The organism is Microcoleus sp. Aus8_D2 (assembly GCF_036702665.1).
Lineage (GTDB): Bacteria > Cyanobacteriota > Cyanobacteriia > Cyanobacteriales > Microcoleaceae > Microcoleus.
Genome location: NZ_JAUBUN010000003.1, coordinates 34692 through 60850 on the forward strand (window position 1 = coordinate 34692; position 26159 = coordinate 60850).

Here is a 26159-nt window from a genome sequence, read left to right on the forward strand (position 1 = left end):
TCTAATTTCAAAATTCGTTCGTAGTACGGACTTTAGTCCGTTTAAATTATTTAGAAGGACTAAAGTCCTGACTACAAGCCTTGACTCCGATTAAATACTTAAGAAGGACTAAAGTCCTGACTACAAACCAAATATTTAACAAAGTTTAATTTACATCTAAGATATCAAATAAAATGACAGAAAAATACCCACAGCCTAGAGAATATGATGCCGTAAAGGGCAATAATAATAACCCTTTCGAGGTACTAATCAAGCGACTAGATTTGATGATTCGCGCCCGCTACTCCCTGCTGTACATTGTCGGCGCCGAAGAAGAACCAGTCGAAGCCGTAATTGCCCAAGTAGCGCTGCAAGTAACACCCGCGCGCCGAGTATTATTCTGGGATATTGTGCGCGGCTGGGAGGATAACGGTTCTGGGAAAGGTTCAGTAATGGCGGCCCTCGATCGCATCGGCAAGACCGCTGTCGAAGAATATACTCTATTTGTACTGCGGGACTTGCACCCAATTTTGAGAGCTCCCTACACCGACAAAAATGCCCCAGTAGTCCGGGAATTGCGCAATTTAAACAGGGAATTGAAGCGCAGCAAAAAAACGATCGTCCTCACTTCTCACGCGCTAGAATTGCCGGAGGAATTGAAAGAAGAAGTAACAGTAATTGATTTCCCTTTACCCAACATCCAAGAAATCAATCATTTAATTTCCCACGTTGTGGAAAAGCCGGAACAGTTGCAAGTTAGCGGCTTAGTAAAGGAACAATTAGTTAAAGCTTGTCAAGGTTTGAGCCGCGCTCGCATCGGGCGGGTTTTAGCTAAAGCTTTGGCCGCCAAACAGCAAATCAACGAGTCAGATATTGACGGAGTTTTGGAAGAGAAACAGCAAGCAATTCGCCAAACCGGAATTTTGGAGTTTTGCAACTCCCGAGAATCCTTAAAAAGTGTGGGCGGATTGGAGAATTTGAAGCAGTGGGTAAAGATGCGGCAAGATGCTTTTACTGATGAAGCGCGCCGCTACGGTATACCCAATCCTAAGGGCGTTTTGTTAGTAGGAATTCAAGGAACGGGCAAATCTTTATCGGCGAAAACTATTGCTTGTGAATGGCGTTTACCGCTGCTGCGCTTGGATACTGGCAGATTGTTCGGCGGCATTGTCGGGGAAAGCGAAAGCCGCGTCCGGCAAATGATACAATTGGCAGAGGCGATCGCACCTTGCGTCTTGTGGATCGATGAAATAGATAAAGCCTTCGGCAACATTATCAGCGGTGGCGACGGCGATTCGGGAACTTCGCGCCGGGTATTCGGCAGTTTGATCACTTGGATGCAGGAAAAAACCAGCCCGGTGTTTATTGTCGCCACTGCAAATAACGTGCGGATTTTGCCCGCAGAGTTGCTGAGAAAGGGCAGGTTTGATGAGATTTTCTTTTTGAATTTGCCCTCGGAATCGGAAAGACAAGATATTTTTAAGGTGCATTTACAGCGTTTGCGCCCGAGTAGATTGCGCGATTTTGATTTGGCAATTTTGGCGAAGTCTGCTGAGAATTTTAGCGGTGCGGAAATTGAGCAAGTGGTGATTGATGGATTGTACCGCGCTTTTGGCACTTTTGTGAACGGGCAGCGCCGGGATTTGAGGACGGAGGATGTTTTGAGGTCGATCGAGGATACTGTACCATTAGCTGCGATCGCGCGATCGCAAATTGAAGATTTGAAGCGCTGGGCTGCCGAAGCGGGCGCGAGAACAGCTTCTAATGATACTCAATTGATTGATGAATTGAAGCGCTACAGCAAGCCGCTGGGTGAAGATGCGATCGATAATTAATCTCACTTGTAGGGTGCGTCAGTGGATCCCTAATTAATTTTCGTAAAAATCACATCTGACGCACCTTCCTACTTGTATGGTGCGTCAGTTTATGGCTGATATCATGTCCAGTCGATGACCATCACAAAAAAGGAACGCACGTGCGCCCGAAAGTCCGCTTTCTGGCCCAGGACCCAAGTCCGCACGTGCGTTCCTTACTTATTTCGGTCAATCGACCGGACATGATATGATTAATTATTCCAAATATCTCCGGTTTTGACGCACCCTACTACTACTCTAAAGTGCTCACTACAAACCCAACCTAAAAACATCAGCAAAAATAGCATTTCCCTGCACCATTCTCCGCGCCGCCGGCGAATCGTAAACCACCAACAGCGAATTCGGCTGGCCCAAACAAGGAAACAGCGCCAATCCCTCAGCATTATCAACACCCATCTGAAAAGGCAAATCAAACAATACGTCCAAATCTCCTGTATCCAGCCCAGAAATACTGTCGCCCTGACGCCCTAAAATTCCCTTTAACCGAAACACCTTCATCGCCCCCGATACAGTCATTGTCGGCCCGCCTAAAATTATCAAATCTTCACCGTTAAAACACAACTCTCGCACGCCCAACCCGTTCAAATCGACAAAATGTTTCTTGTAAAACTTGCCTTTTTCACCAATAGCCTTCAGTGTTAAAACTCCCTGTTTTGACTCTTGCACTTCTATTTCTAAAATTATCGCCCAACCCCGCAGTACAGGCCCGCGCAAACCGAGAAAAACCCGATCGCCCCGCACCGCCAACCCCTCAATATCAAAACCATTTTCTTTACTCGGAATTGGCACCGATAAAAATAAGCCAAGATGGCTGTCATCTTTGAGCGCGTCAGTCAGCAAATTACCCGTATTTGTCCGCTGAAGGCATCCCGCTGTCAGTTGGGTTTTGGGATTTTTAGGAGGGGAAATTGACTTGCACAAAATCCCGTTTTTGACAGGAATTCTTGCTAGCAAATAACGGTTGACATCTGTTTCAATTCGTGCTAATTTTTCAATATCTTTGTTCGGGTCTTGGCCTTGAGCTTTCTTACGTTTGGTGCTGTGAGAACCGACAAACCACAGATAATTGCTGTTGAAATCAATTCCTTCAATATCGATTTCGCCTGCTTCAGCAGAAAGGTCAATAAAATCGGCGATCGCAAATCTCTTGTGTTTGCCAAAAACATGAGGCGCCACAGGCGACAATCGCTCGATCGAAGTCGTTTCATCGGAACCGATCCACAAATTCCCCTCGGGAGTTAAAGCCACAGCAGACAAATCAGTAACAATATCCGTAGTTTCACTGTTGAATTGAAGCAACAGGCGGCTGAGTAAAAAAGATTCTGGCATAATTACTAGCACCAAAAGTAATGTGAGGGTCAATCATTATAACTCAAGAATATTTAACTGTTGTGGAACAGGCATCTTGCCTGTTCGGGCGGGCATCTTGCCTGTTGTGGAACAGCCATCTTGCCTGTTGTGGAACAGCCATCTTGCCTGTTCGGGCGGGCATCTTGCCTGTTCGGACGGGCTAGAAGCCCAACCCCTACTCCCCACAAGCAGATTTAACTATGTCCAAAGTTGGAAATTCCGCCTCAATTCCCAAAACCGAACCTCAACAGACGGATAACACCCTAGTTGAAGTATTAACATCTCAGTTACATTTCGTTACGATCAGGAAACAGAGAGCAAAAAACTCTCGCCCATAATATTAGAGGTAGCCATTATGAACGGTACATTTCGCGTCGGCAACCTGTTTGGAATTCCCTTTTTTGTCAACGCTTCTTGGTTCTTAGTTCTGGGTTTAGTAACTTGGCAGTACGGCGGTGCACTAGCAGCCCTGTTTCCCACCTTAGGCCCCGTAGCACCGTGGCTGTTAGGATTATTCGCAGCCCTGCTGTTATTTGCTTCCGTCTTAGCCCACGAATTAGGACACAGTTGGGTAGCTATCAAACAGGGAATTGGCGTGAAATCGATTTCGCTATTTCTGTTTGGCGGACTGGCTAATTTAGAAAGAGAATCGAAAACCCCAGCCGAAGCATTTTGGGTCGCCATTGCAGGCCCGTTAGTCAGCTTATTTTTGGCCGGTTTGTTAACTGTCATTGGCGTCGGTGCAGCCCTCACAGGCCCCGCCGCAGCCATTGTCCAACTTTTAGCTTCCATCAACCTAGCTTTAGCCTTATTTAACTTAATTCCCGGTTTGCCCCTCGATGGTGGTAACATCCTCAAAGCGATCGTCTGGAAGATTACCGGCAACCCTTACAAAGGCGTAATTTTTGCTAGCCGCGTCGGTCAAATCATCGGCTGGATTGCCATTGCTACAGGCATCTTCGGCAATATTTGGAATCTAGTAATCGGTTGGTTCTTGCTGCAAAATGCCGGTCAGTCTGCACAGTATGCCACAGTCCAAAATGAACTCGCAGGACTGACAGCCGCAGATGCTTTGACAGCCGAAAGCCCGATCGTCCCTGAAAAGTTATCCCTCAGAGAATTTGCTAACAACTACGTCATCGGTAGCACTCACACCTGGCGCCGGTTCCTAGTTACCGACGATGCGGGACAATTGGTAGGTGCGATCGATCTTGACGACATGAAAACTATTCCTACCGGAAGCTGGCCTCAAGTTCAAGTTAAAGAGCTCGTGAAGTCGATCGAATTTACCACCACAGTCAAACCAGAATTATCCCTCCTCGAAGTCGTCACTCTGCTGGAACAACTTAAAGTTCAAGAACTCCCCGTCATTCGCGAAAACGGTGTCCTCGTCGGGCTTGTAGAAAAAGCGGAAATCGCCCGCCTGCTGCAAAGACGAGCTCAAGCAAACCCTGCTTGATACCCTCAGATACTTGACAAATAACTATTAACCCCCTCGATCGCAACTTACCAAAAGGGCGATCGGGGGGGTTAACTGTAGCTGCACAAAAGTCAAGTCAAATACTAAATTATTAGCTGCCAATCAGCGATGATAACTATAATAGTGTATTGATCGTCTGAGCGAGGACGCTATGCCATCTCAGGATGTTTCCTCTCAATCCGAAACCACAGAGTCAAAAGTTCTCCCCCATCTCACAAACAATATATTGTCCGAGGATCTCGCGCCTCAACCAACAGCTCAATTAAAAAAATCAGAGCTGACTGTTTCCGCAGCTCAAGATATCATTTACAAATTTTTTATATATCACATCAACAACTCGGAATCTGAATTAGCTTTCCGGGAATTTAAAAAAATATTTATAGAACTAATTGCTCCAGTTAACCACAAATTAATTCAAGCCCTATACACAATAATTGAGTTTGACACTCAACGAGAATTTAACAACTTATTTAAACGCTGCTGTTACATCTTATTAAATAACTGGATTACTCACAAAAAATACGAACTTGCTCGGGAATTAATTACAATTATTAGCGATAGAACCCTCAGCGAACCCCAGGCGGACAATTGTCTCAAAATACTGAAAGTGTGGCTGACAAACTTTGTCAGCAGCCAAGATTATGAAGACATCAAGTTATTTGTATTCAAGTACGGCGACTACCAGCCCGTAGAAAAGCACTGGACTTCTCGCTATCAGCCTTATTTGCTAGCCACTCAATATCTAGATGCTAAAAACACCCTCGAAGCACGCCAAACTGCCAAACTCTTGTCGCAGCAGCTAAAAGACAAGTACAAGTTTGACCTAGCAATGTATACATCTCGCTCTCCGTCGGCCGCATTCAAATTAAAAAATTCTCATAATCCCACACTTTTAGGAGATGAAGCCCTGCGTTTAATCAAAATAATTTTGGTCAACCGAGGCTCCTTGAACTATCGCAGCTTAGCCAACATTTTTATCAGTCAGAGTCAAAATATTACCTACAAGCAGTTTAAGGAATATCTGATTAAGTATTTATTTTATTCCCATAATAATTTTTTTTATCCTGATATTGAGCGACAACAAATAATTAATAGTTTAGATAGTTTTCATCCCGAAAATGATGCAGAAACTTTGAACAGAGGCTTGCAGCTCAGAACTTGCAATTATCTAATCAAATGTTTGACTGTGGAAAATTCCGGGGAACCCACAGCCTTATTTATCCTGTGCGCCACTCAACTAAATCCTTTAACACTAGCAATTATGATGCTCAAAATAATTTTGATTTCGCCACATTCCCAAACATACTTAGAACTTTGTTTTGCTCGATTAATTCAATACTATCAAGATAACTCGGCTGCTGAATGTCAGTGGCTCATTAATTTTTTAGAAGTTTGCCAGATAGCTCTAACTATTTATGGAGAAAATGTTCAATACAATCTCGTGAATATGTCAGATAATAATCAAGCAGAACAGTTATTGGTTGACCTGAATAACTGTCGAGTTTTTTCTCAACATAAACCCATCAAAAAAGATCGAGATTAGTCATTAGTCATCAGTCATCAGTCATCAGTAATCGAGCGGGTGCGTCGCCACTAAAAATCCCTAAATTTAATCGGCAATCTGATAGATCCGCACCTTACACATCGCGTGGGTAAACAACCCTCCATTTAACTCAGCTCAAAAAATTGTGTAGCACGACTCCCACAAATAAGATCAGTAATCGAGCGGGTGCGTCGCCACTAAAAATCCCTAAATTTAATCGGCAATCTGATAGATCCGCACCTTACACATCGCGTGGGTAAACAACCCTCCATTTAACTCAGCTCAAAAAATTGTGTAGCACGACTCCCACAAATAAGATCAGGTGCATCGCCGTCAGATTGTCGAGCTTTTCTTAGGGATTTTTCGCAGTATCCGCACCCTACGAATACTGTTGCATTTTTTGGGAAAAATGGTATTAGTTATCAGTCCTGCCGTCATCTTGCCCGCTCGCGTAGCCCAAGGGTAGTCATTAGTCATTAGTTATTAGTTATTAGGTGTACCCTACAGCTCAATTTCTGCTATCAAATCGAGGATTTTTGCATAATCAAAATTATATAGATGCTTCATCATAACTTCGGCAAAAACCTCATTATCGCTGCGGATTGCCTCAATTATTTTAGCAATCAAGTCGAAGTCAGCCTGATGGACTGCCTGTTTGAGATTGCTCATCCATTCTGGGGAAACTTGCGGCTTCGAGTCAAGCGTAAATATTGCAGAACTATCAGATATTTTTTTGGGTACAAGAGTTGAAATCTCCGATAACTCATTGAATTCAACATATTTATTGATGACTTGAACAGCGCCGGCTGATGTCACAACTTGAATGTCAAATTTGAAGACTGTGCCGCGTCCCACTTCGCTCTCTGCGGTAATGTCGCCGCCCATTAATTTGATGAACTCGCGGCTGATACTTAATCCTAAGCCTGTACCTTTTTGAACTTTTTTACCCGATGAACTTTGCACAAATAATTCAAATATACTGTCTAATTCTTCGGGGATAATTCCCTGCCCTGTATCGGCAATTTCAAAGTGAATGACCACCATTTTTTGCCATTCAAATTTATTGAACTTTTCGCCTTCAGGCGTAAGGATTTCTTCTGAATTATGCCATACTGTTACTGAAACTGAGCCTTCTTTGGTAAATTTAACCGCATTATCTAATAAATTAATCAGGACTTGTTGCAACTTAATTTCATCAGTTTCTACGTACTGGGGAACATTGGATGAGCAGTCAATAATTAATTGCAATCCTTTATTTTTTGCGGCAAGTAGGAACATATTTTGCACGTCGCCCAGCAAGCGGTACAAGTCGATTTTTTGGGCATAGAGTGTCATGCAGCTTCGATTTTAGATAAGTCTAAGATTTGATTTATCAGTTGGAGCAGGTGTTCTCCGCTGCGGCGAATAATTTTGATATTTTCTTTGTCCTGGAAACTTAAATTAGCGCTGAGTTCCATTAATTGAGCGAAGCCGAGAATGGCGTTGAGGGGGGTTCGCAATTCGTGGCTCATGTTGGCGAGAAAGATGCTTTTAGTTTTGTTGGCCGCTTCTGCTGCTAATGCGGCTTGTTTGAGTTCTTGTTCTGCTTGTTTGCGATCGCTAATATCAATGATGATGCCGTGCCAGACAATATCTCCATTTTCGCGCAATTCTGGCCGAGCATAAGCTTGCAGCCATTTGAGTTTTCCCGATGCTGTCACAATCCGCCATTCGTGGGAAAATGGTTCGAACTCAGTCGCACTTTTGACAATTGCCTCGAAGTGGCTGGGGCGATCGTCCGGGTGCATTTGTTCGTAGAGTAAAGCAGAGTTGTTCTTGATTTCCTCCGGCTCTAATTCTTGAATTTCTCGGCACAGAGGACTGATATATTCCATCTTGACTGAGCCGTCGGGATGCTGCACGAATATGTAAAGTTCTCCGGGAACAGTGATCGCTAATTTGTGAAACAGAGCTTCGCTTTTTTGCAAGGCTAATTGTGCTTGTTTCCGCTCGCCAATATCAATCCCAAATCCAAAAAGAAAGTCAAAATTGCCATTTTCATCCAAAACGGGCGTGCCGTGCCACTCAACTAACAAAGTACGCGCGGCGCAGCTATCCCCACCGGATTCGCACTTTGTGAAAATCCGGTGCTCGTTAACCGTTTGCGGGCTCGTTGTGATGCCCTTAAAAATCGAGTGCAATCGGGTTCGATCGCCAAACGGTACAAATGTCGCTAAGTAATCTTTGCCGATAACTTCTGCGGCAGTATAGCCCACAGCTTGCAGCATACTGTGATTCGCCCGCAGGATTTTACCCGTTTGGTCGATCGCCACAAAAAAGATCGGAGAATTTTCGATAATCTTTAAGCTAAAGTCCCGCGATGCGCGGATAATTTTTGCAGCTTGCTGGCGCTCCTCAATTTCGATCTCCAAGCGGGCATTGATCGAGGCTAGCTCGGTTGTGCGCGAGGCTACTTCAATTTCCAGGGTGCGGTTGTAGTCAGCCAATATTTGCTCTGCGTGTTTGCGATCGGTGATATCTTGAAAAACAATCATCACATAAAGGACATTGCCCGCAGCGTCAAACACCGGCTGGGATCGTACTTGCAAACGAATAATTTTCCCGTCTCGGCGAATTTCCATATCTTCAACCAGCGTTTCTTCACCCCTCACAGCCCGTGCAAACGGCGAGTCCTCGATCGGGTACAGCCGATCGGTTCCTGCTACATAAAGCTGATAAGTTTCTGAGAGCTCTTCTGCGGTTGTATGGGGCATCGCCCCTTTGCCGGTAATCTCTCCTCCCACCGAATTCATAAAAATAGTGCTACCAGTCGGAGTCAGGGCACTCACCCCAACGGGCAAGCTTTCTAACAGCTTGGCAAATTTTTCTTCACTGGCGGCCAAAGCTTGAAAAGACTTTTTCAGTTGAGCCGCCATTTCGTTGAAAGACTGGGCTAATGCCCCGACTTCATCCAGCCTACTCACAGCAACAGCGCGATCGAATTCTCCTTGGGCGATATCTTTAGCTGCTTCGCCCTCGCCGCAGCAGCGGCAGTGTTACCCACCGGGCTGTCAGAACTCCGGCAATTGTCGATAGCAGCAGCGCCACCGCACAAAGTAAAATTGTAGTGTGGGTATTTCTGTTAACTTGCCCCATGAAATCGGATTCGGGAACTGCGATCGCGATCGGCCACTTCAAACCGTAACTATCAGAAAACGGCAGCACTTCCACAAAATAATCCTGCCCGTCTCGGCTAAATTCCAGTTGCTGTCGCTGTTTAATCTCGCCAAAGCCCCCGAAGTGTTCGTACAAATACTTAGCTGCGGTGCGAATGACAGGAGTTTCGCTATCTAAAACATTCAGCCGCTGGGGTTCCTGCTGTCCCGACATCTTTCTGAAGGGTGATTCTTGACTCGAACTGGCAACCAGCAAGCCCGATCGTTCGAGCGCGAAAATTTCCCCCGTTTGGCTAAACTTAAGGCGATCGAGATATTGCTGAAGCTCCAAGAGCGAAAAGTCTACCGCACAAACTCCCAGCAATTTACCCTTGCGATCGCGAATCGGTTGACTCGCCGCAATAAAAACAGTCCCGGGAGTAAAACCCGGATAAATGCTCGTCCAAATCGGTTTGTTAGCTGCGACAGCTTCTTTGTACCAGGGGCGCTGGCGGGCATCGTAGGTTCTCGGTTCTGCCTTTAATTTTGCCGTGCGAGTGCCTAGGCCGTCTGTAGCGTAGTAAATGCTCTGAGAGTTGGTAGACTTGTTAGCGGCGACAATTTGCAAGCTGTTGTCGATCGGGTTGCGCCAAATGCCGAGATATTCTCCTGATTTTTCAGAACCCAGGGAAATCCACTGAATGCTTTTAAACGATCGCATTTGCTGCCACAGGAACTTCTCTCCCCGAGGTTGGGGCTGTCCTAACTTTAAGTTTAATTCAGCGCGGTCGATCGCCGAAGCGTTAAGTTGATTTACCCAGTGGGTATTTTCGAGAACAGCAGTCAGTTGTTCTTCAACTCTCTTCCCCGTCTGGGCGATCAATTTCTGGGCGAGATCTTCGACTGCTCTTTCTCCGTTGCGAAAAGAAAGATACCCGACAATCCCGACTGCTGCGACGCTTTGCACCACAAAAGAGGCCACTAGAACGCAGCGTAGGGGGATGGTTCTGGGCGGTTGGGAAGTTTGAAAGGCGAATCTGGGCAACGGCATAGGCAGGTCATACCATTTGAGATTTGAGATTTTTCGATTTGAGATTGGGGAATGACTGATCAGATAAGGGTTTGGAGTTGGCTCTTCAGTTGCATTCTTGTTTGAAACTTGTATAACTAATTGCTCCCTAACACTTTAACTGTTTCAGCCTGTAATTTCACGTAGGGCGATCGAAGCCGTGTGCTTCGAGTCAGTCAATTTTCCATTTTTCGATTTTCCCTTTTTCGATTTGAGAATCGGGGATGAATGATGCTGTATGGGCCCGGAGGTTGCCGACAGTTGCATTCTTTTTTTTAACTGATATTGCGCACTCTTGGCTGAGAATACCTGGGCCATTTGCTTGGCGAAGTTCGGTTTCTTACCTCAACCCAAGCTACTTCTTGCCTCCTTCCCTCGGACCTCTTTTTACCCTCCGAGCGAAGCCGTTATCACCCAATACGCTTGGTCGATCGACAGATCGCCCTGGCACCCCCCGATCGCGCAGGGGGGGACAAGAATGCTCTCTTTCGTCCCCCTACAACCTTTCTTGATGGGAGGGGGATCTCCGGGGCATAAATAGTGTTAAGTGAACAGTATTGCGTTATAACCTTCTTCCTTCTGACTGAGGACTAATGACTGATGACGGCAGGACTTCTCTTCAACAGCTACGCGGAAAATCCCCCGCTTGTCCAAACGGATATAGCGAGGGGCGAGAATAGGTATTCTCAGAAAATATAAATTAGTGGCAGTGGCTTTTGTCGAGCCATTGCCATCTATAGAATCCATACTGTTTTAGGCGCACTGAAAAATTTCAGAGCCAACTCTCTGCTTGCAGTCAATGCTTGAAGTCAAACCAACCAGTTCAAGCAAGAAGTCAAAGCAAATCGTAAAGGCCTAGGATACTTCTTCGCGATCGATTTGGCGCAGGTGAATGTGCTTGCGTCCCAGAGAAATTTCAAATTCATCTCCCGGCTGGAGTTCCATCTGCTTGGTGTAGGCAGCTCCAATCAGTAAGTTGCCGTTAGATTGAACGCTAATCCGATAGCTGGCCGAGCGTCCGCCGCGTCCGTTGCCGTTTTGCTTCCCGTCTAGCTGAATGCCTTCTGCATCAATCAGCGCATTCAGGAATTTCATCATGTTGACCCGTTCTACGCCGTTCTTGGTAACGGTGTAGTAGCCACAGGCTCTAGCTTTTTCTTCCTTGGTAAGGTTCTCTAGGTCTTTGACCTTTTTGATCAGACCTTCGCCTTCAAGGGGTTCGATATTTTTCTTTTTAGCCATTTACTGAGTCCTGAAATATTCAACTGGTGTACGGATTTTTTCTCGGTTGGTTTTTGTCTTGACCAAGAAACTTTAGCTTGATAGCCGGTCGTAAAACTATATTACACCGATCGGCTCAATTGTTAACCACTATTATCTAAATATTTTTAACAAGGTGCAGTCTTTCTTGAGGAGTAGCAGCAGCCGGTGCGAGCAATCTCTAAACTCGGTAGCATAAGCTATCAGCTATCAGCTAGCTGAATATTTGCCCCAATCTTAAAATCCCATGAAGTTAACCACACGCGGACACTACAGTGTCAAAGCATTACTGGATCTAAGTTTGCAACCTCGGTTCGGCCCGACATCGGTGAAATCGATCGCGAACCGACAGGAGTTACCGGCTCCGTATCTCGAAAAATTGCTGATTGAAATGCGACGAGCCGGTTTAGTCCAATCTGTTCGAGGTTCCCAAGGAGGATATCAATTGGCCAGGGAGCCTGCTCAAATCTCTTTAGGACAAATCTTAGAGGCTGTAGGGGAAACTATTGAACCTTTACCTCGACATTCTCCCGACGCGAACCAACCAGAGGACTGGGTTACATTCAGTTTGTGGAACCGATTGCACAAAAAACTTGCCGAAGCGCTGTACAGTATTTCCCTCGAAGACTTATACTATGATGTCCGCAGTTGGCAAGCTGCTCTTGGGGAAGAAACTAGCTTTATCATTTAAATGGTAAGTTGATTTATTCGATCGCCCGAGAACATGGACGCAACACTTGTTACCTACTCCGGCGGCTGTCATTGCGGTGCTGTCCGCTTCACAGTCGCGGTTGACAAACACGAAGCACGGAATTGCAACTGCTCCATCTGTAAAAAGAAGGGATTTTTGCACCTAATTGTCCCGCCGGAACGTTTTACCTTGCTGTGCGGGGAAGATGTTTTGACAACCTATACGTTTAATACAGGCACTGCTAAACATACTTTCTGCCGGATTTGTGGCATTCACTCGTTCTATCGTCCCCGATCGCATCCCGATCGATTCGATGTCAACGTCCGCTGTCTTGACGACTATGCCATTTCCCAATTTCAGATCCTACCCTTTGACGGTGTTAATTGGGAGCAGAACGTACACTTGCTGCGTGACGAAAGTAATCTCAGCAGTTAAAATCAGGGAGCAAAAATTCAAGTCCGCTCAAGGTAGCAGCAGTTAAAACCGCTGCTACCCGCTCGCTCGCTCCGGCTCGGACGGACTATCAAGTTTGACAACATATATAATGATGCCGGATGAATTTCCTGTTTTGATTTTAGCGGCGGTATTGGATTATTCGATCGGCGATCCTTGGGGTTGGCCGCATCCCGTACAGGCGATGGGTTGGGCGATCGACCGCTATACTCGACTTGTCTTTAATATATGGAACAATCCCGCAGACAAAATGCCTCGCTGGGGCGATCGTCCCGCAGGCGATCGGCCCAAACTGCTGCTACGAGGTGCTGGTACAATACTAGCGATCGGGTTGATTCTAGGCAGTTATACTGTCAGTTGGTCGATCGTCCTTGCTGCTAGTTGGGTGCATCCTGTTTTCGGCATAGCCCTACAGACCATTTTGCTGGCTAGCTGTTTTGCCGGTCGCAGTTTGAGGGCGGCTGCTGAAGACGTGCTAGCACCTTTAAATGTTGGAGATTTAGTCAAGGCGCGAGAACGGTTGAGCCTTTACGTCGGCCGGGATACCGAAAACTTATCCGAGCCAGAAATTCTGCGAGCACTGTTAGAAACTGTAACAGAGAATGCAGTCGATGGCGTGACAGCACCGCTATTTTATGCCTTACTTGGGTTCGCTCTGCCGCATTTAATATTAAGTTTTACTAATTTGCCGATCGCTCCTAACTCGATGTGGGCGATGGCGATGGTTCCCTGTGCGATCGCTTACAAAGCAGCCAGCACATTAGATTCTACCGTCGGCTACAAAGAAGCACCATACACAGATTTAGGATGGTTTAGCGCCAAACTAGAAGACGTGCTGACATGGATTCCTTGCCGGCTAACAGTGATTACTTTAGCTCTGATATCTGGCAAACCGATGTACGTTTGGCAGATTTGTCAGAGAGATGCTGTTAAAGATGCCAGTCCCAATTCCGGTTGGAGCGAGTGCGCCTACGCCGCCATCTTGGGAGTACAACTAGGAGGTACAAATTCCTATCGCGGAGTTATCAAACACAAACCGCTGTTAGGCGAGCCGATTAGTGCGATCGCACCGCAGGTAATTAGCCAAGCATGGCAATTAACTCGGTATTGCTTTCTGATTTGGTTGGGACTATCATTGCTTTTTTATACCTTATTATGTTTGAGCCGCTAACTGCTGACCTCACCCGAACACAGATACAGGCTCCCGACAGGAGTATGTAAGAGCCAAAAAAGTTTGGAGGTTAGTAGTTCTAACCCCCAGATTCATCTGTCAAGTCAATCTAAAATCTCACAGCTCAAATCCCAAATCGTTCCACTCCCAGATTCATAGACGAGCAATTGCACAAGTCTTTGATTGATACATAAACCGCAGATAATGGCAGATGCAACCGACGATGCAACGCAGATGCATTTCCTGTCTTGAGAGCTTGGGAATGCAAGATGTCTCATTTGTCAAGTCAATCTAAAATATAAAATATAAAATCTCAAATCTCAAATCGTTCGATTCGCCAACAGCCAACAATTAGCTCCCAGCACGCCATGACCAAAATTATCCAAATTTTATCCTCGGATGAAGTGAGGCGCACTCTCACCCGCGTCGCTTCCCAGATTGTCGAAAAATCAGGGGCTCCCTCGGAGTTAGTGCTGTTGGGAATTCATACTAGAGGAGTGCCATTAGCTCAAATGTTGGCTGCTCAAATTGAAGTCCTCGAACAAGTCAAAGTATGCGTGGGCGCTTTGGATATTACGTTTTATCGAGATGACTTGGATCGAGTGGCGATGCGGACACCAGCTAAAACAGAAATTCCTTTCGATTTGACCGGCAAAACGGTGGTGTTGGTAGATGATGTTATCTATAAAGGCAGAACGATTAGAGCGGCTTTGAATGCGGTAAACGATTACGGGCGGCCTGAGAAAATTTGGTTGGCGGTATTAGTCGATCGCGGCCACCGAGAAGTACCAATTCAGCCGGATTTTACGGGTAAAAAGTTGCCGACTGCAAAGGAAGAAAAAGTTAAGGTTTACGTGCAAGAGCTCGACGGGCGCGACGGAGTGGAGTTAATTAAGCGTTGATCTCGTTGACCTTGGCATCGGAATCATAATTTTCGCACAGGAGTCGATCGACTGGCGTGTCTAGGAAAGCGATCGCCCCCTAGCCTCAGAAACCGGGTTTCTGCGTATATTTTTCGTGACTCAACGTAAAAATTCGTATAAACCCGGTTTCTCGCCCCCTCCGCGTCGAGGGAAGAAGCCCGGTTTCGACGCGGAGGGAGCGTCTTGATTTATTAGGACTTACGCACTCCATGGCTCAAATGCTGATCCCCCCTAACTCCCCGATCCTCGGGGGGAACCTGAAAGCCCCCCGAGGATCGGGGGGTTGGGGGGATCGATGCGTCCAGGACTGTTTATCAAAAAATCGGCAGTGCAGGAGTTGAACCTGCCTGGGGCGAATTATGAGTTCGCTGCCTAAACCGCTCGGCCAACTGCCGTTAAATCGATCTGTTCGATCCAACTGAGAACTTATTATAACATAATTTCCCAGTACGTGCTAGAACTAGAGAACAAAAATCAAAATCTTTAGATCTGTTGAGTCCCCGATCGCCTGGAACGCCTCTGTGCTGGAGTCGATCGACCGGAATTAGCAATTTCTACAACTCGGTATAAAAATATAGGCAATGGCAGTGAATTCGACAGTAGTGCTGACTCTAATTCTCCTGGCTCTGATGTTTGGAGCAGGTGTGACGAGTTCTGTTTGGGGATTTACTATAGGTCGCGAAGCCTTGAAAGGAACGACTCAACCCGATGTTCGCCCCAGCAACAATGCTTCGAGCGGCAAGCAGGGAACTGTGGCTAACAAAGACCAAGTAAGCATTTTGAAGGAAAAAGACATTCTCAAAACCGTCAAAGCGCGGGTAGAAGGTCGCGATCCCGAAAAAACGGCCGGAGCAAATAATAAAGCAGACAAGGGAAGCTCTAAAACAGCCACAGCCAAAAAACCGGGCGCGGCAAATGCCAGCGCCAAGTTTCCCCTGAACAGTCGCGACGGGGGAGTAACTCTGGAAGTGAGCGCGGCCAGTCAGCGCAGCAACTCCATGATGCTAGACGTGAGCATGAAAAACGAAGGCTCCCAAGCTGTGAGGTTTCTCTACAGTTTCTTAAACGTCACTGACAATCAAGGCCGGGCCCTTTCCGCGACAGCCGAGGATTTGCCGGCGGAACTGCCCCCCAACGGGCAGGTGTTTTACGGTACGGTGAGTATTCCCACAGCTTTGCTGGAAAATGCTAAGGAAGTTTCGCTGACGCTGACAGATTATCCAGGTCAAAAACTCCAGTTGCAAATATCTGGCATTCCAGTGCCGAAGTAATACCAGTTTCGATTTTCGATTGGGGCATTGAAGATTAAAGAATTGGGAATGACTGATGAATTAAGTGTTTGGATCGCTGGCAGACCGTTGCATTCTTTTTGGAAAATGGTATAAGACAATTAGGAGACCAAACCTCCAGACTGATTCTCACGTTCGATCGAGAAAGTTGTTCTAGGGAGCATTGTGTCACTTTTAGGGGCGAGAGTTCAGGAGATTGCTGAGTTACCCGCGATGACTTGGACAGAGGTGCTGTCGCGGTTGCTGTCAGTGCTGCTGCTGATTGCGATCAATGCTTTTTTTGTGGCGGCTGAGTTTTCGATGGTGACGGTACGCCGCTCGCGCATCAATCAGTTAGTTGAGGCCGGCGATGTTCCGGCTCTAACCGTTCAATCTTTGATCCAAAGTATCGAGCGATTGCTCTCGACAATGCAGTTGGGAATCACTCTTTCTAGTTTAGCTCTGGGCTGGATTGGGGAAGATACGATCGCCGTGCTCGTCCGAGTGGCGATCGGCTATTTGCCGCTGCCAATTTATATCAAGTCGGCGATCGCCCATTCTTTGGGCATATCCATAGTAACTTTTTTCCTGCTAGCTTACCTGCAAATCGTACTGGGCGAACTCTTTCCCAAATCTGTAGCGTTACTTTATTCCGAACAGCTAGCCAGAAGTTTAGGGCCTCCGAGTTTATTAATTTCCCGTTTGTTCAATCCCTTTGTGTCGTTTCTCAATCAATCCACTCGATCGCTCTTGCAGCTTGGGGGCATCGAATACGACCTAACACACCGGCCGGTTACTCCCGAAGAACTGCAATTAATTATAGCTACTTCCAGCGAATCAAGCGGCTTGGAAGCAGAAGAGCGAGAACTACTCAACAACGTGTTTGAATTTGGCGAAGTTTGCGTAGCAGAAGTGATGGTGCCCAGACCCAGCATTGTCGCACTTCCGAAGACGGGCACCTTTCAAAATTTGCTCGACGAAATGGCGATTTCCAACCATTCCCGCTATCCCGTCACGGGAGATTCTTTAGACGACATTATCGGGATTATTGGCTTCAAACAACTGGCGAAACCCTTAGCTGAAGGTTTGCTATCTCCCGACACGCCGATTGTAACTTGGATTAGTTCGGTGAGATTTGTGCCGGAAATGATGCTGCTGGGGGAATTGCTACCTTTGATGCAGGGTTCGTCGGAAGAAATTGCGATCGTCGTCGATGAATTTGGCGGCATTTCCGGGTTGGTGACGCTGAGGGATTTGATCGCTGAAATTATCGGCCGCACTTACGAGTCGCGCGACAGCAAAGAAATAGCTTTGCAAGTATTGGACGATCGCACTTTTTTAGTGCAAGCGCAGTTAAATGTCGATGACGTGAATCAAATATTGAATTTGGATTTGCCGATAACTGACGAATATCAGACAATCGGAGGTTTTCTGAGCTATCAATTGCAAAAAATGCCCGCTGTTGGGGAAGTTTGGCGCTGCGAAAATGCGGAACTTACGGTGGTTTCTGTGTGCGGGCCGCGCTTGGATCAAATTCAAATTCAGTTGCTGGATGGGGCGGCGGGCGATCGAGTTTTGGGTGAAGTTACAGCAGCGGATGGGAGAATTACGGAGAAAGGGCGATCGAATAGCGGGTTGAAAGGTGTGCCGAAATTTTCTAGTTAGGATGGGGATGGGGATGGGGATGGGGATGGCGATCGAAATAGCGCAAATCCTTAGCTAGTGCGATCGTCCCCGCTCGCGAGCGGCGCCGCGATCAAGGATGAACTGGAAAATAACGATGTTTTAGGAACGAGCTAAAGTCCTTTTAGATCGAGGTTTGGGCCGTTCATTAGACTTTGAGAGACCACTGCGCTGGCGGAGGTATCAACCATTCGGAAAAACTTCTGCTGAAAACATACGGCGCAAAATCTCATAGAAGGGTTCACAATACTGCGCTTGCTCAGGTGACAGACAAGCCCCAATTTCCTTGCGCAGTAGGTGAGTCATCTGGCTGACGAGTTCCCAGCTCACATTCAGTCGAGGGTAAATCATCACGCACAGCGGAAACAGTTCCGTCTCTAGCGCGTGCAGATTACCTTCGAGCAGACAAACCCACATATATACCTGAAACATCTCCACATCACGAATGCTTGATGTACGGATACGTTCACTGTTGAGAGGCCCAGAATAACACCGATAGCGTGGGTACAGTTGATTCACCCGATCGACTACCCGTTCCGCAATATCGGTCATCTTCGACATTAGCAGGCGAACAGATTGCAGCGCGATCGAATCCGGTGGATGCTTTGCAGCCGCTTGGTATGCGCGTGGCAGTGGCATATACAGATGATCGTCTAGGATCTTGACGTAGTTACCAAAATTCTCCTGCTCTCCCTCGGGGAGCAAGTCCATCAACTGCGTTCCGGTGTAGTGATACTGCATCGCCACAAAGCCAATCACGCGGGGGTCAATTGCTGTTACCTGCTGTCGGACTTGTCCGAGAACTGGGCTCACCTTGTTGAGTATACGATTGGGTGGCAGTTGCTGAGCATAGGCTTCGATCGCAAACTTATAGACTTGATGAATACCCCCTGAAATATACCAGGGATCGATCAGATCCGTATCTATTTTGTGTTCAACTAACGCTTCTGCCAATAGGTAGTCAGTTTTAGTCCAGGATTTTGCACTCACAGAACGCAGCGAGGTCAAAAGTTGTTTTGCCATTCCGATACGCCGTCGTTCGACAAATTTATCCTCAACCACAGTCGCAGGGGCACCGCCTTTCATCTGTTGTAGATACTTTTGGGCGAAGGAAACAGATAAGTCTACCGAAGGTGACAAGGGATTAAATGATGTGGAGCCGAGCAAAGAGGGATTAGTAGTCATTGATTTAGGATTAACTGTGTAAAGGTTTGGTGTCGATGGGTTATGAGTTGCATATTCGTGTTTCACGAGCAACAATTGTGCGAGTACCTGAGTAAATTCGATCTAGAATTTTGTAGCATTTTCTTGCGATCGTAGCGATCGCTATTGTCTATCAAAACATTTTTTCTTAACTATAATATCCTAAAAATCAAAAAGCCAATCGTATAAATACTGATAAATCTAATAAATGTAGCAGCCATTGGCGAGTCAATACCGTACTTTTAAGTAGACTCTCACATTAAATAGTAGGCTGACTTTGTGCAACGCCTATATACCAGCCTGCCAAGGCAAAATAACGGCAATTGTCGCTGGAACTTATCTCTTTGTTTTGCCGAAATGCCGAAGCCAGCGACCGTTGCCGTCGAAAATTCCCCTACAATTGCCTCACTCAATTATCACGCCCGATTAAACTAGCAGTGCGCACCCAAGCGTGTCGGGCGTGGCAAATTTCAACTACATAATAAAGCAGAAAGCTGGTATTTTACCTGAGATTTCTTCAGATTTCAATCAAATAAAATTGCTGGGAGAGCTTGGTTTCAAAATCAAAACGCTAAAACTTGAGGAGAGTGGTGCCAGCGCGATGGGTCACAAAATCAACCGGTGCCCATTGCGCAGTCTACATATTAAGCGTAAGGAACTGGATCTTGCAACCCCAATTCCTCAAAAGCCGCCAGCCGCAGCCGACAAGAATCGCAAACGCCGCACGCAGTTTCGCCACCTGAATAACAAGACCAAGTTTGCTCCCAAGGCACTCCCAACTTGTTGCCTAATTGAATAATTTCGGTTTTTTTAAGTTCGATCAAAGGTGTTACAATCTGAATAGCTTCTCCTTCCCTTCCCTGCTTGGTTCCCAACCGAAAGACTTCCTGCATTGCTTGGATGTAATCGAGGCGACAGTCGGGATAGCCGGAATAATCTAAAGCGTTGACTCCAATGTAAATCCGCTGAGCTCCTAGAGTTTCGGCGTAGGCGAGGGCGAAGCTGAGAAAAATGGTATTTCTAGCTGGAACGTAGGTAATGGGGATGTTTTGCGACATTTCTGCCAGGTTGCGATCGATCGGCAATTCCATCTGATTATCCGTCAAAGCCGAACCGCCCCACAGCGTCAGGTCAAATTTTACCACCTGATGCGCCTTAACGTGGGCAGAAAGTGCGATCGCCCGTGCTGATTCCAACTCCCGCCGGTGCCTTTGCTGGTAGTCAAAGGAAATCGGGTAACACTCGCAGCCGTCGGCTTTCGCTTGATACAAAACTGTTGAGGAATCCAGCCCTCCCGACAATAAAATAACTGCTTTCACTTAAAATATCCTCGATCGCATCAGCTTTTATATTTATATCAAATTCCTTGGGAATTGACAAGATAGCAGTCCTAAATGATTCGTTGTGAAAGAGATTTTTTTTAAAGGAACCGCGAAGACGCGAAGGACACGAAGTTCGGCAGCGGATGCAAGTAACGGATGTAACGGATGTTTTGAAGGTATTTTTTTAACGAGCCGCGAAGACGCTTTCATGCGCGAAGGAAGATAAAAGAAGGAAGAAGTAGGTGGCTCCGAAGCTCATTTTACCTAATTTGTAACAAGTCGTCTAGTTGGCGGTATTCTGGCAAGGTTGTATCAATTTCTCTACCCTGTCGCAAAACTGTGCGATCGCGCTGTGACCTAGATAATAATTCGCTGAAATTGCGCGCTTTAAACAAAATTAAGTCGGCTGGTAAACCAACTGCTATTTTTCCCAATTTTGGCAATCCCATTAATTCGGCTGATGTTGTTGTAACTGTGCGCGGCCAATCTTCCCAAGGTCGATCTAAATGGGCGATGCGGACTGCCATATTTAAGACTTCTAAAACATCGTGGTCGCCAAATCCGTAAAATGGATCGCGACAGTTGTCGCTAGCAACTGCGACGGGAATTCCTGCTGCTTTGAGTTCGTGCAGCAGCGTGACTCCCCGCCACCTAGGTGTACGCCCCGATTGTCTGTCTTGCAGGTAAAGGTTGCACATCGGTAAGCTGACAATGCCAATGTTTGCTTCCTTGACTAATGTCAAAGTTTCTGTTACTAAGTCTGGCGGTTGTACGGCTAAACTACAGCAGTGCCCGCAGATTGTTTGACCGCTAAATTCATGGCGGATTGCGGTTTTTGCTACTTCCCGCAGTGTTGTTGATTCTGGATCGTCGGTTTCGTCGGTGTGGAAGTCTAGGTTTAAACCGCGTTCTTGGGCTAAGCTAAATACTCGATCGAGTTGTTTGTCTAAGTCGGGATTTATGTAGGCGACGCCGCCGAGGATGCCGCCGATTTGGGCAATTTTGTCTGCTAATTTTTCGCCTGCGGGTGTGAGGAAATAGTCGAGGGAAACTAGGGAAACTGCTTGCAAAATTAGTCGATCGCCCCATTCGGCTTGCAGCGCTGCAAATACTGCTAAACTAACGGCTCCCTGTTCCCCTGCGCTGTCGATGTGAGTCCGGATGGCCTTGGTTCCATGGGCGTAGCTGCACTGGAGGCCGAACTGCATCCGCCGGTAAACATCGTCTGCATTCCAGTGTTTTTGGGCATCAGCGCTTATGGTGTCGATCGCCCTGGCAAATGTTCCATCTGGATTTGGCGATCGTTCCCAAATGTGCCCTTTGTCTAAATGCGTGTGTACATCCACAAAACAAGGGAAAATTAAGCCACCTTGCAAGTCTACAACTGGGATATCTGGAAGTTGGGATAAAGGTTCCGTACCTCTGGGGATAATTTGGGCGATCGCGCCCGCGCCAATTTCCAGATCCACTACACAAAAATTGTTCTCAGTCCCCGTTGTTGCGACAGTAGACGCTGATTGGGCTAGAAATTGCGGATCTAGAAGAGACGCGGGCACGCGACCATTTTTTAGCAAATAATTAGAGGTACTTGGCAACATTAAATTTCTGAGTTAGTATTTTATTGATAATTGAGAATTACCCGTTGTCACTATAGCAACTCTTGCCGAAGTTGTGAACAGATCTCTCTCTTTTTCTCTTTTCTAGATCCTCTGCGCCCTCTGCGCCCTCTGCGGATAAATAAAATCTTATTCACAAAGGAAATAGAACTTCTATAGAAACTTAAGTTAAATATGTAGCTTTTTTATTGGTCATGCAGCCCTCAGCCATGCAGCAAAAATGCAAAAATTTTAGATCTTTGAGGAAAGCGCGCAAGTCGGCGCCACCAGTTTGGCTAGGCCTGATACTTCCAGAGCATGAATCTTATTGCTATCATAAATCAATGCTTCAAATTGCAATGAAGCTTACAACCAACAGCAGCATCCATAGCAAGAACCCACAAAAACTGTGTCAAAACCCAAGCATATAGTTTTAACATCCCATCCCGACAGATCCGGCAGAAAACCTCTTCCCATTTACTGGGGAGAACTCGATCCTCTGAAACGGGGGCCTGTAATTGCTAGCCTCAGCAAATCGTCTCACCGAAATGCGATCGGCACTCATTCGGGTTCTTACTCTGTTTATCGAGCGCTAGCAGTGGCTTCCGGCGCACTCCAAGCCGAACACCGCCCTGATTTTACCAACACATCTCCGGCCGCACGCATCGGGCCGCACCCGAGTTGGGGCGATCGCAATTTGATTGTTTCTCTCGATCCATTTGGGGGTTTGGTTAGCGAAATTTATACTTCATTTGTTGAGCAGGAATACGATATTCGACCGACCATTGCTGTCACTAAAGCTCACATTAATATGCCGGAATTGCAAGATGCCATCGCTAAGGGGCGGGTGCAAATTGATGGCAAAATAGTCAAAGCAGGTGGCAATTTAGCAGTCACTAAAATTGCGATCGACCCAGTGTGGTATTTGCCGGGAATTGCCAAACGGATCGGCGTTGAAGAAAGCGTTCTCCGCCGTGTCTTGTTCGAGCAAACAGGCGGTATGTTCTCGGATTTAGTGACGCGGCCGGATTTGCAGGTTTTCTTGCCGCCAATTGGCGGAACTACGGTTTATATTATTGGCGATGTCGCGAATATTTCTGACCCCGAGAAGCAGTTGGCGGTACGGGTACACGATGAATGCAACGGTTCTGACGTGTTTAGTTCGGATATCTGCACTTGCCGTCCTTATTTGGTACATGGTATTGAAATTTGTATCCAAACGGCACAATCCGGCGGTTCTGGGGTAATTGTTTACTTCCGCAAGGAAGGCAGAGCTTTGGGGGAAGTAACTAAGTTTTTGGTGTACAATGCCAGAAAACGGCAGGAAGGTGGCGATCGCGCTGATGCCTATTTTACTCGTACTGAATGTGTTGCCGGAGTTCAAGATATGCGGTTTCAAGAGCTAATGCCAGACGTGCTGCACTGGTTGGGTATCTCTCGCATTGACCGTTTAGTTTCCATGAGCGATATGAAATACAATGCGATTATCAATTCTGGCATTCAAGTAGTCGATCGCATCCCCATTCCTGAAGATTGGATTCCCGCAGACGCACAAGTCGAAATTGTCGCCAAAAAAGCCGCTGGCTACTACACGCCAGACCCTGTGCCAGATGCTACAATTCTTGCACAAGCCAAAGGACGCGATTTAGGAGATTGAGAGGGCAAAGACGCGATCGGACGCGATCGCTCGCGTCTTTGTTAAATAAAATTTATTGCTGGTTTTTGATCGGTCAGGGTAGGTTATGGCTAATTTGCGTTCTACTGTTATCGTAAAAACAGATATTTGCGGCTATACCGCCAGAGTTAAAAAATTATCTCAGTCGGACTTAAGTAGTTTGTTAAACGAGCATAAAACTTTTATTTCAGATATTAGTACCAGAAATGAAGGCAGCCTGATCAAAGGAGAAGGTGATTCATTTTGGATGATTTTTCCCAGCGTCACAGCAGCGGCGATGGCAGCCCTAGAAATGCAGCAAGAATTGAGAGCCCAACAATCTAGCAAATCGAACGACGAACGATTGGCTATTCGCGTGTCGATTACATTAGGAGATGTCTTGCATCAAGATAAAGATATCTTTGGCGATACGGTGAATTTAACAGCGCGCATAGAATCAGTAACTCCGCCGGATGAAATATATTTGTCCCAAGCAGCATGGCTGGCGCTCAACAAAGCAGAAGTGCAAACATCTTTTGTCAACGAGTTTTCTTTGAAAGGGATGAGCGAACCTGAAAAGGTTTACAAAGTTGACCAAAGTTACAAAACGCGAATTGTGGAAAATCAAGCAATAATTAAAGCTGATTTGAGAGGTTTTATTGCTTATCAAGAATCAAATTCTATCAAAGACGTTGAATATTTGCTCACCAATTTCGATACTTTTGAAAAAACAATCTGCGAAGAATACGGCGGCACAATTCGGAGTATTGTTGGCGATTCGCATTTGTTGACTTTCCCCGAAGCTCACTCAGCCTTGGCGGCAATGGAAAGTTTGTGCGAGAATTGGAAACTGTTTATTCACGGGAATCAAATACCTTGCGGCTTGTCGGTGGGAGTTGCTAAAGGAAATTTATATATATTTCGGTCTTGCACTTACGGAAAAGATATTAATATCGCCGACAGGCTGGAAGATATAAGTAAAATAGTATCTCCGGGTACAGAAAAAAATTCGGTGATAGTGTCGGATCAAATAAAACGCGAAGTCAGCGGCTCAAAGTGGGAATACAAGCTGATAAAAATCGATAAAAATGCGATTTTAGATAATCTTTTAGATTACAGTCAGTTTGACTTTTTTAAAGAAAACGATGTTTACCGATGTTTGGTGGTATGAAGTTGAATAAAATTGAACTTGAGACTGTAGAATATCTGAGAACGCCGGCTGCAATTCGCCAAAAGTGCGATCGGCTTTTTAATTTAGCCTCCGAAAATAAACTCCGCCACTTCTGCGTCGATTTATCCCAACTCGACAAAACTGCAAATTATGTAATCGACACAACGCGCCAACAGTATCCCGATTTTAACATTCCCTTTCACAGTCGCTGGCGGCATTTTGAAGCCGGCAACCAACCGCGCCTCGCCGAATTGGATGCAGCCTTAGCACAATTTACACCCATAGAGCAAGCTAAAATCAAATTTGATTTAGCAATTGTCAGCGTTTTGCTGGATGCTGGTGCCGGTGCAGATTGGCAGTATTGCGAAGCAGAAACCGGACAAGTTTACCGCCGTTCAGAAGGGTTAGCTGTAGCCACTTTTCGGATGTTTTGTCAAGGTATTTTTTCCAGCAATCCCGATTTTCCTTGGCAAGCTGATTCTCGCGGACTTTCTCAATTAAAATTAGAAAGCTTAGCTGCTGGATTTCAAGTAAGTCGAGACAATCCGCTAGTTGGTTTAACAGGCAGATTAGAATTGTTGCAGCGTTTGGGGAATGCAATTTGCCAGCATCCATTCTTGTTTGGTAGCGAAAACCTGCGTCCCGGTAATTTGGCAAAATACTTGCTCGACAGTCGAGTTTCTGGAGTCAAAACGGTGAAGGCTTCGGTCGTGTTGAACGCTGTTTTGACAGGTTTTGGGGAAATTTGGCCGGGAAGATATGCGATTGGTGGCGTTAATTTAGGTGATGTTTGGCGGCATTCAGTTTTAAGGGGAGAACATCTGGGAGATGAATTTGTGCCGTTTCACAAACTCTCGCAGTGGTTGACTTATTCGCTGTTGGAACCGCTACAAGAACTCGGTTTAGCCGTCGTCGGATTGGATGAGTTGACGGGATTACCGGAGTATCGTAACGGCGGTTTGTGTTTGGATATGGGGCTGCTACGGGCACAAGATTCGGCTGTTTTTCAACTGAGTTATTTGCCTGGTTCGGAAGTTATCGTAGAATGGCGATCGCTCACCGTGATTCTTTTAGATAAAATTGCCGCAGCTATGCGAGAAAAGCTGGATTTGAGTGCGGCAGAATTGCCCCTAGTGAAGATTTTGCAGGGAGGAACTTGGGCGGCGGGGCGGAAAATTGCCGGGGAATTAAGGGCTGGTGGAGTGCCGCCTATTCAGATTGAAAGTGACGGTACTGTCTTTTAGAATTAAGGAATCATGCAGAAAAAACAAGGTTTGTAGTAAGGACTTTAGTCCTCTAATTTTGAGCCGGACTAAAGTCAGAAAAAACAAGGTTT

Annotated in this window: 21 protein-coding genes and 1 tRNA gene; 12 read left to right on the top strand and 10 right to left on the bottom strand. The window is 46.3% G+C overall.

Annotation, left to right across the window (positions count from 1 at the left end; genetic code table 11):
• Positions 1–173: 173 nt before the first annotated feature.
• Positions 174–1814, top strand: a complete 1641-nt coding sequence (locus tag QUB64_RS03285) for an AAA family ATPase (RefSeq protein WP_333267466.1) — start codon at positions 174–176, stop codon at positions 1812–1814.
• 288 nt (positions 1815–2102) lie between these two features.
• Here the strand turns inward: QUB64_RS03285 and QUB64_RS03290 are convergent, their stop codons facing one another.
• On the bottom strand, positions 2103–3182 hold the full coding sequence (locus QUB64_RS03290; protein ID WP_333267468.1) for a DUF3616 domain-containing protein: 1080 nt from the start codon (positions 3180–3182) through the stop codon (positions 2103–2105).
• Between the two features lie 376 nt (positions 3183–3558).
• Here QUB64_RS03290 and QUB64_RS03295 point away from each other — a divergent pair, with 376 nt between their 5' ends.
• Both QUB64_RS03295 and QUB64_RS03300 read left to right on the top strand, forming a co-directional pair.
• Positions 3559–4662: a site-2 protease family protein gene (locus tag QUB64_RS03295; RefSeq protein ID WP_333267471.1), complete on the top strand. Its 1104-nt coding sequence runs from the start codon at positions 3559–3561 to the stop codon at positions 4660–4662.
• 172 nt (positions 4663–4834) lie between these two features.
• Entirely contained in the window at positions 4835–6226 is a 1392-nt protein-coding gene (locus QUB64_RS03300) for a hypothetical protein (RefSeq protein ID WP_333267473.1), read from the top strand.
• Between the two features lie 501 nt (positions 6227–6727).
• Here the strand turns inward: QUB64_RS03300 and QUB64_RS03305 are convergent.
• From QUB64_RS03305 to QUB64_RS03325, 5 genes are all read right to left on the bottom strand, one after another.
• Positions 6728–7561, bottom strand: a complete 834-nt coding sequence (locus QUB64_RS03305) for a sensor histidine kinase (protein ID WP_333267475.1) — start codon at positions 7559–7561, stop codon at positions 6728–6730.
• Entirely contained in the window at positions 7558–9189 is a 1632-nt protein-coding gene (locus QUB64_RS03310; protein ID WP_333267477.1) for a PAS domain-containing sensor histidine kinase, read from the bottom strand. Before QUB64_RS03310 ends, QUB64_RS03305 begins: the two co-directional genes overlap by 4 nt.
• A gap of 37 nt (positions 9190–9226) precedes the next feature.
• Complete coding sequence (locus QUB64_RS03315) at positions 9227–10411, bottom strand: cache domain-containing protein (protein ID WP_333267479.1); 1185 nt, start codon at positions 10409–10411, stop codon at positions 9227–9229.
• Positions 10412–10972: 561 nt separating this feature from the next.
• Complete coding sequence (locus QUB64_RS03320) at positions 10973–11176, bottom strand: hypothetical protein (RefSeq protein WP_333267481.1); 204 nt, start codon at positions 11174–11176, stop codon at positions 10973–10975.
• Positions 11177–11284: 108 nt separating this feature from the next.
• On the bottom strand, positions 11285–11671 hold the full coding sequence (locus QUB64_RS03325; RefSeq protein ID WP_332946268.1) for an AbrB family transcriptional regulator: 387 nt from the start codon (positions 11669–11671) through the stop codon (positions 11285–11287).
• A gap of 265 nt (positions 11672–11936) precedes the next feature.
• On the opposite strand from QUB64_RS03325, the gene QUB64_RS03330 reads away from it, so the two are divergent.
• The 4 genes from QUB64_RS03330 (at position 11937) to pyrR (ending at position 14906) form a co-directional block, all read left to right on the top strand.
• A complete protein-coding gene (locus QUB64_RS03330) occupies positions 11937–12380 on the top strand; it encodes an Rrf2 family transcriptional regulator (protein ID WP_332946269.1) in 444 nt (147 codons plus the stop codon).
• A 33-nt stretch (positions 12381–12413) separates the two neighbouring features.
• Entirely contained in the window at positions 12414–12815 is a 402-nt protein-coding gene (locus tag QUB64_RS03335) for a GFA family protein (RefSeq protein WP_333267484.1), read from the top strand.
• Between the two features lie 109 nt (positions 12816–12924).
• Positions 12925–14004: an adenosylcobinamide-phosphate synthase CbiB gene (gene cbiB / locus QUB64_RS03340; RefSeq protein WP_333267795.1), complete on the top strand. Its 1080-nt coding sequence runs from the start codon at positions 12925–12927 to the stop codon at positions 14002–14004.
• A 368-nt stretch (positions 14005–14372) separates the two neighbouring features.
• Positions 14373–14906, top strand: a complete 534-nt coding sequence (pyrR, locus tag QUB64_RS03345; RefSeq protein ID WP_333267486.1) for a bifunctional pyr operon transcriptional regulator/uracil phosphoribosyltransferase PyrR — start codon at positions 14373–14375, stop codon at positions 14904–14906.
• Positions 14907–15249: 343 nt separating this feature from the next.
• On the opposite strand, the gene QUB64_RS03350 is transcribed toward pyrR, so the two are convergent.
• Positions 15250–15322, bottom strand: a tRNA-Ile gene (locus QUB64_RS03350).
• A 186-nt stretch (positions 15323–15508) separates the two neighbouring features.
• On the opposite strand from QUB64_RS03350, the gene QUB64_RS03355 reads away from it, so the two are divergent.
• Both QUB64_RS03355 and QUB64_RS03360 read left to right on the top strand, forming a co-directional pair.
• Positions 15509–16198, top strand: a complete 690-nt coding sequence (locus tag QUB64_RS03355) for a hypothetical protein (RefSeq protein WP_333267488.1) — start codon at positions 15509–15511, stop codon at positions 16196–16198.
• Positions 16199–16429: 231 nt separating this feature from the next.
• Positions 16430–17860: a hemolysin family protein gene (locus tag QUB64_RS03360; protein WP_333267490.1), complete on the top strand. Its 1431-nt coding sequence runs from the start codon at positions 16430–16432 to the stop codon at positions 17858–17860.
• Between the two features lie 201 nt (positions 17861–18061).
• Here QUB64_RS03360 and QUB64_RS03365 read toward each other — a convergent pair whose 3' ends face one another.
• From QUB64_RS03365 to QUB64_RS03375, 3 genes are all read right to left on the bottom strand, one after another.
• Positions 18062–19063, bottom strand: a complete 1002-nt coding sequence (locus QUB64_RS03365; RefSeq protein ID WP_333267492.1) for a hypothetical protein — start codon at positions 19061–19063, stop codon at positions 18062–18064.
• A 662-nt stretch (positions 19064–19725) separates the two neighbouring features.
• On the bottom strand, positions 19726–20400 hold the full coding sequence (queC, locus tag QUB64_RS03370) for a 7-cyano-7-deazaguanine synthase QueC (protein ID WP_333267494.1): 675 nt from the start codon (positions 20398–20400) through the stop codon (positions 19726–19728).
• Between the two features lie 263 nt (positions 20401–20663).
• A complete protein-coding gene (locus QUB64_RS03375; RefSeq protein ID WP_333267496.1) occupies positions 20664–22001 on the bottom strand; it encodes a cytosine deaminase in 1338 nt (445 codons plus the stop codon).
• A gap of 406 nt (positions 22002–22407) precedes the next feature.
• Between QUB64_RS03375 and QUB64_RS03380 the strand changes: the two genes are divergently transcribed.
• The 3 genes from QUB64_RS03380 (at position 22408) to QUB64_RS03390 (ending at position 26067) form a co-directional block, all read left to right on the top strand.
• Complete coding sequence (locus tag QUB64_RS03380; protein ID WP_333267499.1) at positions 22408–23655, top strand: GTP cyclohydrolase II; 1248 nt, start codon at positions 22408–22410, stop codon at positions 23653–23655.
• Between the two features lie 85 nt (positions 23656–23740).
• Complete coding sequence (locus tag QUB64_RS03385) at positions 23741–24823, top strand: adenylate/guanylate cyclase domain-containing protein (RefSeq protein ID WP_333267501.1); 1083 nt, start codon at positions 23741–23743, stop codon at positions 24821–24823.
• Positions 24820–26067, top strand: coding sequence for a URC4/urg3 family protein (locus tag QUB64_RS03390; RefSeq protein WP_333267503.1), 1248 nt, complete (start codon positions 24820–24822; stop codon positions 26065–26067). The genes QUB64_RS03385 and QUB64_RS03390 overlap by 4 nt, the downstream gene beginning before the upstream one ends.
• Positions 26068–26159 lie beyond the last annotated feature (92 nt).